General features: G+C 63.5%; 12 protein-coding genes. 6 read left to right on the plus strand and 6 right to left on the minus strand.

Annotated features, from left to right (window positions below):
- Nucleotides 1-6 precede the first annotated feature (6 nt).
- The gene (locus tag MRBLPB4O_RS16440; protein WP_341795915.1) at nucleotides 7-450 is read left to right on the plus strand and encodes a GFA family protein; all 444 of its coding nucleotides are present in this window, start codon (nucleotides 7-9) and stop codon (nucleotides 448-450) included.
- Between the two features lie 178 nt (nucleotides 451-628).
- A complete protein-coding gene (locus MRBLPB4O_RS16445) occupies nucleotides 629-1,855 on the plus strand; it encodes an MFS transporter (protein WP_041167770.1) in 1,227 nt (408 codons plus the stop codon).
- Nucleotides 1,856-2,072: 217 nt separating this feature from the next.
- Here MRBLPB4O_RS16445 and MRBLPB4O_RS16450 read toward each other — a convergent pair whose 3' ends face one another.
- From MRBLPB4O_RS16450 to MRBLPB4O_RS16465, 4 genes are all read right to left on the minus strand, one after another.
- Nucleotides 2,073-2,456 (minus strand): DUF2493 domain-containing protein, encoded by a 384-nt coding sequence (locus tag MRBLPB4O_RS16450; RefSeq protein ID WP_341795916.1) that lies wholly within the window; start codon nucleotides 2,454-2,456, stop codon nucleotides 2,073-2,075.
- Nucleotides 2,457-2,477: 21 nt separating this feature from the next.
- Nucleotides 2,478-5,192, minus strand: coding sequence for a magnesium-translocating P-type ATPase (mgtA, locus tag MRBLPB4O_RS16455; RefSeq protein WP_341795917.1), 2,715 nt, complete (start codon nucleotides 5,190-5,192; stop codon nucleotides 2,478-2,480).
- Between the two features lie 764 nt (nucleotides 5,193-5,956).
- Entirely contained in the window at nucleotides 5,957-7,582 is a 1,626-nt protein-coding gene (locus tag MRBLPB4O_RS16460) for a methyl-accepting chemotaxis protein (RefSeq protein WP_341795918.1), read from the minus strand.
- Between the two features lie 155 nt (nucleotides 7,583-7,737).
- The gene (locus tag MRBLPB4O_RS16465; protein WP_341795919.1) at nucleotides 7,738-8,628 is read right to left on the minus strand and encodes an alpha/beta hydrolase; all 891 of its coding nucleotides are present in this window, start codon (nucleotides 8,626-8,628) and stop codon (nucleotides 7,738-7,740) included.
- Between the two features lie 225 nt (nucleotides 8,629-8,853).
- Here MRBLPB4O_RS16465 and MRBLPB4O_RS16470 point away from each other — a divergent pair, with 225 nt between their 5' ends.
- Nucleotides 8,854-10,095: a DUF1835 domain-containing protein gene (locus MRBLPB4O_RS16470; RefSeq protein ID WP_341795920.1), complete on the plus strand. Its 1,242-nt coding sequence runs from the start codon at nucleotides 8,854-8,856 to the stop codon at nucleotides 10,093-10,095.
- 139 nt (nucleotides 10,096-10,234) lie between these two features.
- Here the strand turns inward: MRBLPB4O_RS16470 and MRBLPB4O_RS16475 are convergent, their stop codons facing one another.
- Entirely contained in the window at nucleotides 10,235-11,722 is a 1,488-nt protein-coding gene (locus MRBLPB4O_RS16475; RefSeq protein WP_341795921.1) for a PLP-dependent aminotransferase family protein, read from the minus strand.
- Between MRBLPB4O_RS16475 and MRBLPB4O_RS16480 the strand changes: the two genes are divergently transcribed.
- A complete protein-coding gene (locus MRBLPB4O_RS16480) occupies nucleotides 11,723-13,489 on the plus strand; it encodes an NAD(P)H dependent flavin oxidoreductase family protein (RefSeq protein ID WP_341795922.1) in 1,767 nt (588 codons plus the stop codon). It begins immediately after the preceding gene.
- A gap of 29 nt (nucleotides 13,490-13,518) precedes the next feature.
- On the opposite strand, the gene MRBLPB4O_RS16485 is transcribed toward MRBLPB4O_RS16480, so the two are convergent.
- A complete protein-coding gene (locus MRBLPB4O_RS16485) occupies nucleotides 13,519-14,454 on the minus strand; it encodes a LysR substrate-binding domain-containing protein (protein ID WP_341795923.1) in 936 nt (311 codons plus the stop codon).
- A gap of 134 nt (nucleotides 14,455-14,588) precedes the next feature.
- Between MRBLPB4O_RS16485 and MRBLPB4O_RS16490 the strand changes: the two genes are divergently transcribed.
- Complete coding sequence (locus MRBLPB4O_RS16490) at nucleotides 14,589-15,890, plus strand: FAD-binding oxidoreductase (protein WP_341795924.1); 1,302 nt, start codon at nucleotides 14,589-14,591, stop codon at nucleotides 15,888-15,890.
- A 41-nt stretch (nucleotides 15,891-15,931) separates the two neighbouring features.
- Nucleotides 15,932-17,020 (plus strand): polyamine ABC transporter substrate-binding protein, encoded by a 1,089-nt coding sequence (locus tag MRBLPB4O_RS16495; RefSeq protein WP_063425775.1) that lies wholly within the window; start codon nucleotides 15,932-15,934, stop codon nucleotides 17,018-17,020.
- Nucleotides 17,021-17,174: the final 154 nt, after the last annotated feature.

A 17,174-nucleotide genomic window follows, 5' to 3' on the forward strand; every position in this document is an offset into this window, starting at 1 on the left:
ACGACCATGCAACTTGCCGGTGAGTGCCGCTGCGGCGCTGTTACCTACCACTCCACAACCACGCTGCAGGCGGCGGTGTATGCCTGCCATTGCCAGCATTGCCAGGCATGGAGCGGCAGCAGCTTTGCGCTGCACGCCCTGCTACCAGAAGACGCGTTCACGCTGAACGGCCCCATGGTCGAATATCAGTACGAGCAGATGGGGCAGCAATCGCGGCACTACCTGTGCGCGACATGCCACACCCGCATCTACAACACCACCTCGGCCGCACCTGGGCTGTGGGTACTCAGGGCTGGCACACTGCATGAACGCGCTGCGCTGCAGCCTGTTGCGCATATCTGGGTCAGGCACAAGCAACCTTGGCTGGCTTTGCCTGCCGGTACACCGGCCTGGGAAGAAAGCCCTACTGCTGAAGCATTCGCGGCTGCCTTAGGCGGGCATCGCACGTAAAATCGCTATATAGTTTTATACACAGCAAACCTTGAAAGACCAGGCGTTTCATCGATTGCGCTGATGATGACTATCAAGCGGCCTGCCTGTCGGCCTGGCAGGCCATCCCTATAATCGCCTGCAAATCCCTCCGCTCCTGCGCCTGCTACAGGCGACATCCCTCATGGAACCGACCCCCATGCCAAGCAACCGCCAGGCCCGTCGCGGCCTTCCCGAACATAATCAACAGAGTGTCACGCAGCAATGGCTGGCAATCCTCTCGGTCGCCGTGGGTGCCTTCGCCCTGGTCACCAGCGAGTTCCTCCCGGTGGGGGTGCTCAACGATGTGGCCAGTGACCTTGGCATCAGTGCAGGCCTTGCCGGCCTGATGGTGACCCTGCCCGGCATCATGGCCGCGCTGGCCGCGCCGTTGATTTCCGTGGGTGTCGGTGCGCTGGACCGGCGCTACCTGCTGATTGGGCTGACGCTGATCATGATCATCGCCAACACCATCGTGGCCTACGCCGTCGACTTCAACCTGCTGTTGGTCGGCCGCGTGCTGCTGGGTGTCAGTATCGGTGGCTTCTGGGCGACCGCCATCGCCCTCAGCGGCCGCCTGGCTCCCGACGGCATGGGCGTGGCCAAGGCCAACTCTATCATCATGGCCGGCGTAACCCTGGCGACCGTGGTGGGCGTGCCAGTGGGCACCTGGCTCAGCGGCCTGATGGGCTGGCGCATGACTTTCCTGGTCACCGCACTGGTGGGCATACCCGTGCTGCTGGCGCAGGTATTCCTGCTGCCGCGGCTGCTGCCGGAAAAGGCTATTCGCATCAGCGACCTGCCAGCCTTGTTCATCAACCCGCAAGCACGGGTAGGCTTGATCGCCGTGCTGCTGATCGGCCTGGCGCACTTTGCCGCGTACACCTATGTTGCCCCGTTCTTCAAACAGAATGCCGGCTTTGACGGGCCTACGATTGGCTCGCTGTTGCTGCTGTATGGCGTAGCCGGGTTCATGGGCAACATTTTCGCGGGCTACGCTGCCAACCGCAGCGTGCGGCATACCCTGATGCTGGTCGCGCTCATGATTGCTGTCAGCACCGCCCTGTTCCCGCACTTCGCCACCGGCATGACCGGCGCCGCCATGCTGATCGCGCTGTGGGGCTTCGCCTTCGGTGCGTTCCCGGCCTGCGCCAACATCTGGATGTTCGTGGTGGCACCCAAGGATGTTGAACGTGGCATGCCGCTGTTCGTGGCCATGTTCCAGGTGATCATTGCGCTGGGCTCGTTCTTCGGCGGGCAGGTGGTCGACCATATGGGCACCGCAGTGCTGTTGAGCCTGGCCACCGCGTTGGTGGGCTGTGGTTTCGTCACCGTGCTGGTGCTGGGGCGCAACGTCAGCAATAGCCTGGCGGCGCAGCCAGGCTGAGTAGCAGCCTGGAGCGACTGCGGAAAGCTTGAGCTATTGAAGACCGAGGCGCTTGCTTCGCGGGCACGCCCGCTCCCACAGGTGCCGTGCCGGCTTCAGGCTTACGCATTCCCTGTAGGAGCGGCTTTAGCCGCGAACACCGGCGAAGCCGGTGCCATCCACCGCGCTGGATTCTTCGCGGGTGAACCCGCTCCCACAGGGCTAGTGGCAGACAGGCTTATCCCACGCCAGGTTCATGCCGCTCGGGCCGCCGTGGTTGCCTGCCGCAGATCACCGGAACCTCCGCGCCGCGAGCCCTGGCCAGCAGTTCCTCTGTGTCATCGCCCCCGGGCAGCGCGAGCAACAGATCAGGGCGGCTGTCATTGAGCATGAACAGGTTGCGCAGACGTTCAGCTTGCTTGCCGTGCAATTGCCAGTTTGGCGGATAACGTACCAGATCGGCACCGTGCTCACGTGCCCAGCTTTCGATCTCGCCGCCCAGGAACTGGCTGCCACCGTGGATCAACACCCGGATCGGCCGCTGGCGCTGAACGTCATCCAGGGCCTGGCGGCAGCGCCGGGTGTCGGCATAGTTGCGTCCCGCACAGATCAGTACTCGCATGGCCTGCTCTCCTCGCCTGGCTCAGAACCATTGCCCGAAGCGGCGGATGTAGAGGGTCTTCATCCCTTGCGCGACCACGCAATAGCCCAGCAGGGTAGCAACCAGCCAAGGGAAGTATTCCCACGGCAGCGGCACCAGGCCGACCATCGCGCCCACCGGCGAGAACGGGATGTAGATCCCCAATGCCATCACCAGCCCCGTTGCCAGCACCACCGGCAACGCAGCGGTGCTTTGGAAGAACGGCACCTTGCGGGTGCGCAGCATGTGTACCACCAAGGTCTGTGACAGCAACCCTTCGATGAACCAGCCAGACTGGAACAGCGCCTGCATCTCGACGCTGTTGGCGGCGAACACATACCACATCAAGGCAAAGGTGGTGATGTCGAAGATCGACGAGGTCGGGCCGATCCACAGCATGAAGCGGCCGATGTTGCGGGCATCCCATTTGCGTGGCTTGCTGAGAAACTCCTTGTCCATGCGGTCCCACGGCAACGACAGCTGGGAGAAGTCGTACATCAGGTTCTGCAGCAACAGGTGAATTGCCAGCATCGGCAGGAAGGGAATGAACGCACTGGCCACCAAAACCGAGAAAACGTTGCCAAAGTTGGAGCTGGCAGTCATGCACAGGTACTTCATGATATTGCCGAAGGTTTCGCGGCCTTTGAGCACCCCCTCCTCCAGCACCATCAGGCTCTTTTCCAGCAGGATGATATCGGCCGACTCCTTGGCGATGTCGGTGCCGCTGTCTACCGAGATACCCACGTCGGCATCGCGCAGGGCTGCGGCGTCGTTGATGCCGTCGCCGAGGAAGCCCACCGTGTGACCATTGGCTTGCAAGGCCTTGAGCACACGTGATTTCTGCAGCGGGGTGAGCTTGGCAAAGACCGTGCGCTCCTCAACCTGAAGCTTCAGGGTGGTGTCGTCCATGCGCTCGATGTCCTGGCCGAGCAGTGGCAGGCCTGGCTCCAGGCCCACCTCACGGCAGACCTTGCAGGTAACCACCGGGTTGTCGCCGGTCAGCACCTTCACCCGCACGCCCATGTCGCGCAGGGCGGCGATGGCCGGGCCGGCAGTTTCCTTGGGTGGGTCGAGGAAGGTCAGGAAGCCCTGGATCACCAGGTCGCGCTCATCGTCGGTGTGGTACTGCGCCTTGCCTTGGGCAGCCGGGATCTCGCGGGTGGCGACCACCAGCACACGGAAGCCATCCTGGTTGTAGGCCTCGGCGCTGGCCAGAAGCTGCTGGCGACGGAGCGGGTCCAGGGCAACGACGCTGTCGCCTTCCTGCACATGGGTGGCGATAGCGAGCATTTCCTCGACCGCGCCCTTGCTGACCAGCAGGTGATCACCCAAGGCGTTTTTCACCACCACCGACAGGCGACGGCGGATGAAATCGAACGGCAGTTCGTCGACCTTTGTGTAGGCATAAGGCACCTTGAACTCACAGTCCTGGCCAGCGAAATGCAGCACGGCCTGGTCCATCAGGTTGCGGATGCCGCTCTGGTGATGGCTGTTGAGCCAGGCCAGTTCAAGAATATGCCGGTCGCGCTGGCCGTCGAAGCCCACGTGGTGTTCGAGGATGATCCGGTCCTGGGTGAGCGTGCCGGTCTTGTCGGTGCACAGTACGTCCATGGAGCCCAGGTTCTGGATGGCGTTCAGGCGCTTGACCACCACCTTGCGCCGGGCCATGGCCACGGCGCCCTTGGCCAGGTTGGCGCTGACGATCATCGGCAGCATTTCCGGGGTCAGGCCCACTGCCACGGCAAGCGCGAAGAGGAAGGCATCACCCCAGTCGCCCTTGACCACACCGTTGATCATGAACACCACCGGCACCATCACCAGCATGAAGCGGATCAGCAGGCTGCTGACGCTGTTCACGCCGCGGTCGAAGGCGGTCTGGCTACGGGAACCGGCAATGGCTTTGGCCAGCGAGCCGAAGTAGGTACGTCGACCGGTGGCGACCACCACGGCGCGGGCGCGGCCGCTGACCACGTTGGTGCCCATGAAGCAGATGTTCGGCAGCTCGAGCAGGTTGCCCTGGTCAGCACCATGCCCGGTGGCGGACTTCTGCGCGACATTGCCCAAGGTGTCGTACTTCTCGACCGGCAGCGCTTCGCCGGTGAGCACCGCCTGGCTGATGAACAGGTCGCGCGATTCGAACAGACGAATGTCGGCAGGGATCATGTCGCCTGCAGAAAGCTGCACGATGTCGCCGGCCACCAGTTCGTCCATGGGCACTTCGCGCAGTCGCGGGGCCTGCCCGACCTGCTCGCGGCGCAGCACGGTGGCGGTGGTACGCACCATGGCCTTGAGCGCGTCGGCGGCCTTGTTCGAGCGGTATTCCTGCCAGAAGCGCAGCAGGCTGCTGAGGCTGACCATGGTCATGATGATGATGACCTTGGTCAGGTCGGCGTCGTCTGTTTCGCCGGCGCTGACCGGCAACCAGTAGTCGGTGACGAAGCTGATCCCGGCCAGGGTCAGCAGTACATAGATGAACGGGTTGTGCAGGGCCTTGAGCAATTGCACCAGGGCGTGGGGTTGCGGGTCGTGGGCGACCTGGTTGGCCCCATCGCGCTCCAGGCGCTTGCCGGCTTCGTGCTCGGTCAGGCCCTGCTCGCTGGCATCCAGGTTGGCGAGGGTGACCGCCAGGCCATTGCGCGCTTCACAGGCGGCGCGGGTAGACAGGCGGGTTTCGCGTTCGGCCTTGGCCGATGAGGTGTTGCGGTGTTTGACAGTCATGTTGCTGTGCTCCTGCCGCTGCAGCGGCACGACACACAGACGTATCACTCAGGCGGTGAACGAAGGCATGTCGGGTCGCAGAAAAATACTGGGCTTTTCCGACAGTTGTCTGTCCGCTGCCGAGGGTCGGAAGTTGTTTCGGCAGCGAACTTTCTACTCGCGCAGTCCATGGTTTGATTCCTTTTGATAAATACCGGGCAATAGCTGCCCGCGAACTTTTAATTTAAAAAGTTCGAGAGCAAAGATACCGTTTAATATCTTTTATTCAGCGAGAAGTCTGGGGGCTCAAGCGGGCATGAAGACACACCAGCCGCCCGCATCTACTGGGGGGCTCCTGGCTGTCGTCAGGGTACCCGTGCAGGCGGGACGGCCGGGCACGGGCCTGCTGCGGCGCAAGGCCGGCGAACAGGCAATGTGAAACGAATGAAGTGAGGTTCATGAGCTTGCCTCCAACCGGCAGACACCAGTGGCGGCAAGTCACGACGGAGCATCAGGCTCTGGCGCGGCTTGCCCGACCAGGGTGTCGGGACCGGTGTTCCGGTTCAAGTGCCTGACCCGGCCATATGGCAGGGGTCAGGCAGCGACTAGATACTGTGTCCATTGAATTCTTCAGTGAATGGAAAAAAGGCCCTTTCTCGGGGCGATCGAACTTTATTCAAGCGTAGTATCGAAGTCAACCCGCAAGGGGAACTTTAAATAAGTTTCACCCACTTTTAATGTAACAACGATCAGGTTCGAGTTTGACGCCCGTCGCCCGGCGAACCTTACACCCTGAACCGCCCCACCAATGCCGTCATCTCCCCCACCAGCCCGGACAGCGCCTTGCTCGCCTCGCTGGTCTGCTGCGCTCCCGTCGCCGAGTTGATCGACAGCTCGCGAATGTTCAGCAGGTTACGGTCCACTTCCCGTGCGACCTGAGCCTGCTCCTCGGCCGCACTGGCAATGACCAGGTTGCGCTCGTTGATTTCGCCAATCGCACTGTAGATGCCTTCCAGCACCTGCCCCGAGGCCAGGGTCACGTCCAGTGTGGACTGGGCACGGTTGGTGCTGGCCTGCATCGACGCCACTGCCGCTTCGGTGCCCGCCTGCACGCGGCCGATCATCTGTTCGATTTCCTGGGTCGATTGTTGCGTGCGGTAGGCCAGCGTGCGCACCTCATCCGCCACCACCGCAAAGCCGCGCCCGGCCTCACCGGCGCGGGCCGCCTCGATGGCGGCATTGAGCGCCAGCAGGTTGGTTTGCTCGGACACCGAGCGGATCACTTCCAGTACCTTGCCGATATCCCGCACCTGCCCGACCAGTTGCTCCAGGTGTGCACTGCTGGCCTGGATCTCGCGGGTCATGGCCTCGGTGCCGTCGATGTTTTCGCTGACTTGCTGGCGGCTCTGCGCGGCCAGCTGGTTGGACTCGCTGGTGGTTTGCGAGGTGGTGATGGCGTTGCGCGCAACCTCCTCCACGGCCGTGGTCATTTCGGTCACCGCGGTGGCTGCCTGCTCCAGCTCTTGCCCCTGCTGGCGCAGGTTGTTGGCGCTTTCCTCGGTAACCGCGTTCAACGCCGTGGCAGCGGCGTCCAGCTGCCGGGCACAGTGGTTGATCTGCCCCAGGGTGTCGCGCTGGCTCTGCTGCATGCGCTGCAGTTCGTGGAACAGCTGGCCGATCTCGTTGTTGCCCTGCCCCTGCACCGGCACGCTCAGGTCGCCACCGGCAATACGCTGGAAATGCCTACCGGCTTCGCGCAGCGGGTGCAAAACCCGCTGGGCAATGAAGGCCCAGCACAGCGCCGCCAGCACCAAGGTCACCGCCAACAGCCCCAGGCTTAGCAGTTGGGCGCGGGCCAGGCGCCGGTCTGACTCAAGCATGATCTGCTGGCCACGTTCGTTCAGTGCGCCAACCAGCTGCTGGCGTAGCGCTTGCAGCCGGCCCATGGCATTGCCGGCATCGCTGTTGACCTTGAAGTACTGCTCGAGCGAGCGCTGGCGGGTCGCCTCACGCTGCCCGGCCACCGCCTTGGCGTATTCGGCGAAGGTTGCCTGCAGCTCGGTTGCCAACGTGCGCAGGGCTGGCTCGCGGGCGTTTTCGACAAATTCATCGACCAGCTTCTGGCTCTTGTCGTTCAGCTCAACCGACAGCGCCATGCGCTTGCCTGCACTCTCCTCATGCCCCCCCAACTGCTCGATGAAGCCCGAGGACACATTGGCGCTGGAACGAATTGCCATCAACAACGCATTGTTCAACCGGTCGGACTGGTGTGCGGTCTGGTCCAGCTCGGTGATCTGCTGGTCGCTGCCCACTGCTGCCCACCAGGCACTGACGGTGGAAAACAGCAGGGTCAGGCTGAACAGCGACAGCACCCAGAACATTCCGGTACGTATTTTCAGGTTGGCAAGCATGCGGGCAGTACTCCTTGTTGGCACCACTTCTGGTCGAGATTCGACGGTGGGTGTGCTGCTATCGGAGGTGCCGGCGTAGGCTTGAGCCGCAGGGAGGCGGTTATGGGCGGTAACCGAACAGATGTTGCCGGGCGCAGGCTGCGCCACGGCCAACCTCAGCGGTCGAGGAAGTCGACTACCGCCTGCGCGAAGGCCTGCGGTTGGTCCAGCATGACGAAGTGGAAGCTGCCATCGATACGTTTGAAGCTGATGTTTCGCGTCCCGGCGTAGGCACTTGCGAAGGTTGCATCGACGCTGGCAGCGGGTATGCCATACAAGGGGTCATAGGCATAGACGACCTGCACCGGCGACTGGATGCCGCCAAGCTCCGGGCGCAGGTCGGTGGTCATCAGTTCATAGGTGGCATCGGCTACCGTCTTGCGGTCCGAGTGCAGCGCGGCTTCGACCAGTGCCGGCCGGGCCGCAGCGGTCTTGGCCAGCCGGTCGATGGCTGTGCGCTGCATGGCTTCGGCCTGTGCTGCCGGGGCCAGCAGCATCCCATCACGGAATGCGGCAGCCTGCGGTGCAGCCGTTTCGGCAGTTGCCGTGGGGTCGATCAATAACGTGTAGAACGGCAGCGCATCGACAACCATCAGCCGCCCTACCTGCTCGGGGTGGCGTGCGCCAAGCATCAGCGCCACCTCACCGCCCAGCGAATGGCCAATGATGGCCGGCGCCTCAAGGCGCTGGCTGCGGATATAGCCTGCAACCGCCTCGGCCACCGGCGCGGCCACGCGCCCGTCCACAGTGGGCACGGCAGGCGAGCCGGCAAAGCCTGCAACCTGCACCAGATGCAGACGATGCTGCTTGCGCAATGTGCTGGCCAGCCCCGACCAAACCTCACGGGAAGAGGCCAGCCCGGGGATCAGGATGACGTCCGGCCCGGTGCCCTCGACTTTTACCGAGATACGTTCGCCCGCTACAGGCACTGGCTGGCTTGGCGCAGCCAATGCCGAGCCCAGCGACAAGCTGGTGCCGATTACTGCAAGCAGGGTTCGTATGCGCATGGTCGCCATTCCTTTGACTTAGACGGAGAAAAGCCCGCCACTATAAGGGGCATGGCAGCCATGGGAAAACTATCGTTTGCCACCCGCTGCGCTGCGCCGTTAAAGTCGGGGCCTGGGCGCCGGCTGCGCCTGCGGTCCGCGCGAAGGGGTTGCCCGAGCCACGCGTCACTACATTCCCATACCAGCTCCCGGCTTGTCGGCGGACCGAGCCCCAAAGGAGTTGGCATGCCCGCCATCAATGCTTCCCGCCACCACGGCTTGCTCGACCTGCCCGCCTTGCGCAAACGCGCCAAGCGCTTGCTGACTGAACTGAAAAACCACCAAGCCGACGACGCCCGCGAGCAATTGCGCACGCTTGGCCTGCCCGGCCCCGACTACCGGCTTGCCGACACTCAATGGCTGGTGGCCCGCGAGGCCGGCTTTGCCAGCTGGCCAAGGCTCAAGGCCCATGCCGACGCCGTGGCTTTCGCAGCACGCCACCCCGGTTTTTCCGCCGATGACGAGGCCAGCGTGCAGCATTGGCGCTGCGGCAACGACATCGCCCACAGCTTGCGTACCGCCGGGTTTGCCGGCGCCTTCCAGATGTTCGACGACCCGATGGTCATGGGGCCTGTACCGGCGCTGCCCGACGAGCAGTACTGGCAGGTGCGCAGCGCCTACGTGCAACAGGCGTTCAAGCTGAGTCCCCTGGACCTGGAACAGCGCCAGGTGGCGCAGCGTAGCGCACTGGCCGGGCTGAACCGCGACAGCGAAATTGTGCTGTGGTGCGAGGCCGACGCTTACGACCAGCTGTTCCTGATTCGCGTGCTCGCCAGCCTGCCCGGCCTGCCGCGTCGGCTTGAGCTGATCGAAATTGACCAGGTACCCGGTATCGAGCGTTTCATCGGCATCGGGCAACTGGCCCCCGACCTGTTGGCCTGGCTGTGGCCGCAACGTCGCGCACTGGGTGAGGATGCACTGGCCCTGGCCCGCGAGGCATGGGCGGCCTACACCGCACCCAATCCAAAGACCTGGGCAGGCCTCGCTGACCACACGCACCCGGCCTTGCCGTTGCTCGGCGGGGCATTGGCGCGCCAGCTACAGGAGCTGCCGGGGGCACAGGATGGATTGAGCCTTACCGAACGCCTGCTGCTGCGCGTGTTGGCTTCACGCGGCGAGCTACCGGCCGGGCGCGTTTTTGGCCAGTTGATGATGCAGGATGACCCACTGCCTTACCTCGGTGACCAGATGTTCCATGTGCTGTTGCAGCCGTTGATCCACGCGCCACAACCGCTGCTGCTGGAAGGCTCAGGGGAAGCTTGGGCGCAGCGACCGCTGCGACTGACGCCGCTTGCCGAGCAGGTGCTTGCAGGCAAGGCGCACTGGCTTGATCACAACCCTGCGCAGCGCTGGGTTGGCGGGGTGCTGGTGGATGCGGCTGACAGGCCTTGGGTAGTGACCGAACAAGGCGAGGTGTGGCGACGTTGATGATTCCTCAGGGCTAGCAAGCCCCTGTGGGAGCGGGTTTACCCGGGAAGCAGGCAACCCGGTGTATGGCACCGGCTATGCCGGTGTTCGCGGGTAAACCCGCTCCCACAGAGCCCTCATCCGGGCTTGCATCTTGATTTTATCCCGCGGCAATAGCGCTCCACGCCTGTGCCAAACGCTGGGTGGCCTGCCGGATCTCATCCACATCCAGCGAAGCAAACCCCAGGCGCAAGGCATTCTCAGTATGACCAAACGGCGAGAACTGGCGACCGCTGCGCACCACCAGGTCCAGCGCCAGCGCCTTGTCGACCAACTGATCCACATTGATCGCGTCGGCAAACCGCACCCACAGCGCCAACCCACCTTCCGGCTCCTGCACGGTAATCTGCTCGCCAAACGCATCGTGCAGGCAAGCCAACAGGGTCTGCCGACGCCGACGGTACTCGCGGTTGACCCGACGCAAATGCTTCTTCAGCTCGCCATCGTTGATCAAGTCCGCCAGCATCCGCTGCATCACCGCATCGCCCTGCCCCAGGGTCAGCGTCGCCCTGCGCTCCAGCACTGCGGTTACCTCAACCGGCGCGACGATATAGCTGCAACGGAACGTGCTGCCCAAGGGCTTGGACAGTGTGCCGATATAAATCACATGCCGCTGCTGACGGTCGCTGGCCAAAGGCAGATAAGGCCGCCCGGAAAAATGGTATTCGTAGTCGTAGTCTTCCTCGACCACGCAGAAGTCGTGCTGCCGCGCCAGTTCCAGCAACTGCTGCCGGCGCCCGGCTGGCAAGCTGACCGTGGTCGGAAACTGGTGATGGGGCGTTATGTACATCATCCGCACCTTGTGCTGCCGGCACAGGGCATCGATCTGATCGACCCGGCAACCCTCATGGTCCAGGTCCACGGTCACCAGCCGGGCACCGAACTGACGGAAAATCTCCCACGCCGGCGGATAACTCAGGCGCTCGACCAGCACGGCATCCCCCGGCTTGAGCAGCACGCTGGCCAACAGGGACAGCGACATCTGCACGCCTTGGGTCAGGCAGATATGCTCGGCGCCAACGTTCAGGCTGCGATTGTGCCTCAGCATGTCGGCCAGGGCGGTGCGCAGGTAAAGGCTGCTGCAATCGCTGCCATGGCGCACGCTGTTGCTGGTAAAGCTGCTGCGCAAGGCATTGCGGTAGTAGCGATGCAGAACTGCCTGGGGCAACAGCCGATGGTCACAGGCGCCGTTGTCAAAGAACAAGGCCCCTGGCCGCCCCTGCTGCGCTGCAGCCCGTTCGTTCGCCTCGAAGTAGGCAATGGCAGGTTCCTCTGGCAACGCCAGGGCGAAAGGCCCCGTGGTAGCGGGTTCGGTGGCTGTGCCGGTCGCCAGCTGTTGGCTGACGAAAGTGCCCCGGCGCTGCACGCTCTGCAGCCAGCCTTTGGTCTCGGCTTCCTCGTAAGCAAGGATCACCGTCTTGCGGTTGACGTTCAACAGTTGCGCCATTTCCCGCGTGCCCGGCAGCGGCGTGCCAGGGCGCAGGCGGCCCTCGCTGATCGCGGTCACCAGGCCTTCGACGATCTGCCGGTATGAAGCCTGCGCCCCATCGAGCCTGAGCAGTGGCTGCCATTTGCGAAGCTGGACCATGTGAATTATCCAAAACTGGAGGTTCTGCTGGTCCTGGACTATAGCAACAATCGAACCTTCAATTGCCCTGAGGTGTTCATGCAAAGCCGCCACGTCATCGAATTGTCGCCCTCGGGCAAAACCTTCGAAGCCAGCCACGAGCTGCTGCTCGACGCCATGCTCGCCAGCGGCCTGCCGGTACCGTTCTCCTGCCGCCGCGGCGCCTGCGGGTCCTGCAAGGTCAGGGTAGTGTCGGGGCAGTATCAGGACAAGCAGCGAGATGCGGACACCCCCGCGCCCTGCTACCCCCTGGCCGCCGACGAGATACTGCTGTGCCAGAGCCACGCCTGCAGCGACATGCGCCTGGCGATCCCTGGCTGGTCCCTGGACGCCCCGGCACTCGCGTTCCAGGCGCAGGTTCTCAGCCAGCGCGAGCTGAGTGCAGATATCGTCGAACTGGTGCTGCAACCTGCTCAACCGCTGGAGGTGCGGGCTGGCCAATACGTAAGGTTCCAGCTCGACAACGGTGACAGCCGCTGCTTCTCCATCGCCAACCTGCCCGTTCAGGACCAGGGGCAACTGGTGTTTCATATCCGCAAGGTCAGCGGCGGCGTGTTCACCGAAGGCCTGCTGCCCACCCTGCAAGCAGGTGCCGTACTGAACCTTGAGGGGCCGGTGGGCGCCTGCACCTGGCAGCATGAAGACCAACGCCCACTGGTGCTGTTTGCCACCGGCACAGGTTACGCCGGCATCAAGCCCTTGTTGCTGACAGCCCTGGCCCGCGGTGCCAAGGTCACGCTGTACTGGGGTGGGTCATCGACGGCGGACTTCTATGACCGTGCGTTTCTCGAGCAGGCCAGCCATGAACACCCACACTTTCGCTGGCACCCGGTGCTCTCGGCTGAGGCACGCGTGCAGCAGGTGGCGTTGGGCCAGGCGCATCAATGGGCCGACACCCAGGTCTATGCCTGCGGCAATGCCGCCATGATCAGCCAGGCCCGCGAACTGTGCCTTGCCGCGGGCGTACAACCCCACCGATTTGTCGCGGAGGCCTTTGTCGCCAGCGGCGCACTGGCACCCCAGGCTGCAACCGCCAACACCCTGCACCCAGAGCTGGAAAAGGTCGGCCCACGCTACTCGCTGGATGGCATGCTCGCTGCCCGCGAGCAGTCAGTACGGGCCGTGGCCGCAATCGCCAGCCAACTGCGCATCGGCATGACCACCGCCCAGGCACTGGAAATGGCTGCGCAAACCTTGCAGGCAATGGGCGCGTCCCACACCTGGCACCCCACCTACATCCGCTTCGGCGACGACACCGTGCGTACACCCCGGCAAGGCATCGACCTGCAACGTGTATTACGTACTACGGATATTGTCGTAGTCGACGTCGGCCCGGTATGGGATGGCTACGAAGGCGACTATGGCGACACCTTCGTGTTTGGCCAGCACGACCTGCACCACGCCTGCGTCAAGGCACTGCACGAGGTGTTCGACGAAACGCGCGAGGCCTGGGGCCATGGTTTGACCGGACGGGAGCTGTATGACTTCGCCGAACGCAGTGCCCAGGCCAAGGGCTGGCAGCTGGAACGCAACCTGGCCGGGCATCGCGTCGCCGACTTCCCGCATGTGCTGTATGGCCAGGACAAGCTGGCCGAGGTGGAAATCGTCCCGAGCGAGGTGGTGTGGGTACTGGAAATACAGTTGTGCCACCCCACCGAACCGATCGGGGCGTTTTTCGAAGACATTTTGATTGCTGAAGGCAAGCAGACCATGGCAAGGGTCGCTTGACCGACCCTGCAAAACCGGGCGCGGGTCGATCAATCCAGGCTTACAGGCCGGGGCCGGTGTTCTTGCAAAACCGTCTGTTCCACCTGCTGCTCGAACCACTTCAGCACGGCTTGGCACGCGGGGTGGGCAACGCCGCTGTCCCTTAGCCACAGGGCATACACCCCGCCAGTCTTCAGCGCCTCGCCGAAGGGCACCACCAGGTCGCCGCGCACCAAGGCATCGTGGGCCAGCATTCGGTCAGTCATGGCGATGCCCATGCCGCGGGCTGCCGCGTCCAGCGCCAGGTCGTCCAGATTGAACAACAGCTCTTGGTACTTGTGCTCGGCCGGGGCCTGCTGGGCCTTGAGCCACAGGTTCCATTCGTAGCGCGAAGTGGAGCCGTGGATCAGCGCATGGTCGACAAGCTTCGCCGCGCACTTGGGCGGGGCGCGGCCGTCGCCCAGCACGGGCGCACAGACTGGGATCAGGTACTCGTCGAACAGCGGCGTCAACGGGCGTTCGTCCAGGCCGCCCGGTAGGTAAAGCACATACGCGTCGCAGTCGCCGCCGGTGTCTACCAGGTCGCCGCCGACCGTTTCAATCGACAACGTCAGGCCTGGGTTGAGCGCATAGAACGAGGTCAGCCGCGGCAGCAGCCAGCGTACCGCCAGCGATACGAACATGCGCACGCGAAATGGGCGGCCCAGCGGCGTCGGCGCCAGCTTTTCCTCCAGCGTGCGCAGGGTTTGCAGCATGCCCTTTGCCACCCCGTACACCTCGTGCCCATGGGCGGTCAGCGCGACCTTGCGGCTGGTGCGGTCGAACAACGTGGTCTGGAAATGCTCCTCCAGTTGCTGGATCTGCCGGCTGATGGCGCTCTGGGTCAGGTGCAACTGGCGTGCAGCCTCGGTGAAGTTGCTGGTGTCGGCTACCCGCACCAGGGCCTGCAACGCCTGGAACGATGGCACACGAAGGTTTTTATCCATGCAAATTCCGAATGGATGAATGAATTATTAGCGTTAGAAATTGCGCTTTGGTCCTCGTAAATTGGAGCCAAGACGCGCTTTCGCGGGCAATAGCCAATAACGCCTGTGCATCGATACTGAAGGAGTGACACGCAATGAACAACCACTGTGGCTGGATTGCGCTGGCCGGTGAGTCACCGCAGCGGCCGCGCCTGCAAGGCACTCATAAGGCCGATTGGCTGATCATCGGCGGCGGCATAACCGGCCTGTCCGCAGCCCATGCCCTGGCGCGCCGTTTTCCGTCGCAGCGGATCGTACTGCTGGAGCGCCAGCGGGTCGCCCAGGGCGCTTCGGCACGCAACTCTGGTTTCGTGGTCAGCCACGAGCTGCCAGGTGCTGGCGAACTGATCGGTACAGCAGGTTTTTCCGGCTATCAGGTCGCCTCGCGCATCGGTGTCGCGGCGGGTAATGAAGTGCGCCAGCAAATCCGGGCGCTGGCTATCGACTGCGAGCTTAGCGACCATGGCTACCACTTCGCGGTACACGAGCCTGCCCATTTGCAGCAGGCCGAGCAGGCACTGGAAACCCTGCGTGCCGTGGGTGCCCAGGCAAGCTACCACGAGGGAGAAGCGCTGCAACGGCGCCTCGGTACGGCGTTCTATTCACGCGCGATCCATTGTGCGGGCGGCAACGGCCTGATGCAGCCGGCGCGCTACGTCAAAGGGCTGGCCGAGGGCCTGCCAGAACAGGTGGAAATGTTCGAGCAAAGCGCTGTGACCGACTTGCGCCGTCGCCCTGGCAAGGGCTGGACTGCCCGCACCGAGGCTGGCGAGGTCGAGGCCCGGCAGGTACTGGCCTGTGTCGGTGCGTTTCTGCCCAGGGTCGGGCTCAAGCGCAGCGGCACTTTCCCTCTGGAGCTGAGCGCAAGCATCACCCGCCCGTTGACCGGGGCGCACTGGCAACAGCTGTTCGACGAACAGGGCTGGGGCGTGCTGTCTACCTTGCCGGGCGGCTGCACCCTGCGCCTGCTGCCGGGGCGCCGCCTGCTGATTCGCAACACCGTGGAATACCGTCAGCACGACATCGACAACCGTGGCCTGGCCGTACGCCAGGGTGCACACCTGCAGGGTTTGCAAAAGCGCTTCCCCGGCATCACCGCGCAGGATCTGCAATACACCTGGACCGGCCACCTCAGCGGCACCCGCACAGGCGAGCCGTATTTTGCCCGGGTCGCCGACGGCCTGCATGCCGTGGCCGGCTGCAATGGGTCCGGCGTTGCCCGCGGCACCTTGTGGGGCCGCTTGCTGGTCGAAATGGCACTCGGCATCGACTCGCCGTTGCTCGGCGACGTGCTGGCTCAGGCCAGCCCTGGCTACCTGCCACCCAGACCGTTCTTCGACCTGGGCGCCAAGGTGCGCATGGCCTGGGAAGTACGCCGCGCGCGGCTGGAACGCTGACATTCAAACTACCTCGCAAACAAGAACAAGAGAGCTATCCCATGATCAAGCACACTTGCGTGGCCCTGTTGTCCTCAGCATTGCTGGCCGCGGCAGTGCAGGCCGAAGAGCGGGTCAACATTGCCAACTGGAGCGGCTACATTGCCGACGACACCCTGGCCGAGTTCACCCGGCGCACGGGTGTCCAGACCACCTACGACCTGATCGATAGCAATGAAACCACCGAAGCCAAGCTGATGACCGGCAACAGTGGCTACGACCTGGTGAGCCCGTCCAACCACTTCCTGCCGCGGCTGATCAAGGCGGGTGCCATCGAGGAGCTGGACCGTAGCAAGCTGCCTGGCTGGCACAACCTCGACCCGAAGCTGATGAAGATCCTGGAGACAAGCGACCCGGGCAACCGCTATGCGATCCCGTATATGTGGGTTACCACCGGCATCGGCTACAACGCCGACAAGATCAAGGCCATCTTCGGCAGCACCGAGGTGACGCAATCCTGGAGCCTGCTGTTCAAGCCGGAGAACATCCAGAAGCTGAGCCAGTGCGGCGTGGCGTTCCTCGACAACCCGACGCAAATCATCTCGATCACGCTCAGGACCCTGGGCCTGGACCCGCACAGCGAAAAGCCAGAGGACCTGAAAAAGGCCGAAGCGGCACTGCTGGCGGTGCGGCCCTACATCAGCTATTTCCATCAGTCCAAGTACGTCAGCGACCTGGCCAATGGCAACATCTGCGTAGCGATCGGCTTCAGCGGCGATGTGCTGCAGGCCATGGGCAGCGCGCAGCAGGCGGGCAACGGGGTGAACCTGGGCTACAGCATTCCGCACGAGGGCTCGACCGTGGCGGTGGACATGGTGGTAATGCCCAAGGGCGCACCGCATCGGGAGAATGGGTATGCGTACCTGAACTACCTGCTAGAGCCGAAGGTGATCGCCAGTATCAGTAATACGGTGAAGTACCCCAACGGCAATGCGGCGGCGCTGGAATACATCACGCCTGAGCTGCGCAACAACCCGGCGGTCTACCCGCCCGAATCGGTCCTCGATACGCTGTTCCCGATCAAGACCTTGTCGCCGGCAGGGATGCGCTCGAGTACCCGGCTGTGGACACGAGTGACTAGCGGGAAGTGATGTAACGACCAAAATTCGTCCAGCCCCTCCATGGTGTGCCACAGCGGCGCGTTGGACATCGGCGATACAGCCCGTGCGCAGGCCAAGGCGGGTCTGTTCGCTACCGTACAGACGCTGCGCGGGCAATCGCCGCAGACTGAATGCTGAAAGGCCA

It is taken from the genome of Pseudomonas sp. LPB4.O, assembly GCF_038383825.1.
GTDB classification, from domain to species: domain Bacteria; phylum Pseudomonadota; class Gammaproteobacteria; order Pseudomonadales; family Pseudomonadaceae; genus Aquipseudomonas; species Aquipseudomonas putida.

Coding starts and splice junctions, on each gene's coding strand:
- MRBLPB4O_RS16450 (WP_341795916.1), bottom strand. CDS start 2,456: ATGCGAGTACTGATCTGTGCGGGACGCAACTATGCCGACACCCGGCGC.
- MRBLPB4O_RS16465 (WP_341795919.1), bottom strand. CDS start 8,628: ATGCGCATACGAACCCTGCTTGCAGTAATCGGCACCAGCTTGTCGCTG.
- MRBLPB4O_RS16495 (WP_063425775.1), top strand. CDS start 15,932: ATGATCAAGCACACTTGCGTGGCCCTGTTGTCCTCAGCATTGCTGGCC.
- MRBLPB4O_RS16475 (WP_341795921.1), bottom strand. CDS start 11,722: ATGGTCCAGCTTCGCAAATGGCAGCCACTGCTCAGGCTCGATGGGGCG.
- MRBLPB4O_RS16440 (WP_341795915.1), top strand. CDS start 7: ATGCAACTTGCCGGTGAGTGCCGCTGCGGCGCTGTTACCTACCACTCC.
- MRBLPB4O_RS16490 (WP_341795924.1), top strand. CDS start 14,589: ATGAACAACCACTGTGGCTGGATTGCGCTGGCCGGTGAGTCACCGCAG.
- MRBLPB4O_RS16460 (WP_341795918.1), bottom strand. CDS start 7,582: ATGCTTGCCAACCTGAAAATACGTACCGGAATGTTCTGGGTGCTGTCG.
- MRBLPB4O_RS16445 (WP_041167770.1), top strand. CDS start 629: ATGCCAAGCAACCGCCAGGCCCGTCGCGGCCTTCCCGAACATAATCAA.
- MRBLPB4O_RS16485 (WP_341795923.1), bottom strand. CDS start 14,454: ATGGATAAAAACCTTCGTGTGCCATCGTTCCAGGCGTTGCAGGCCCTG.
- mgtA (WP_341795917.1), bottom strand. CDS start 5,192: ATGACTGTCAAACACCGCAACACCTCATCGGCCAAGGCCGAACGCGAA.
- MRBLPB4O_RS16470 (WP_341795920.1), top strand. CDS start 8,854: ATGCCCGCCATCAATGCTTCCCGCCACCACGGCTTGCTCGACCTGCCC.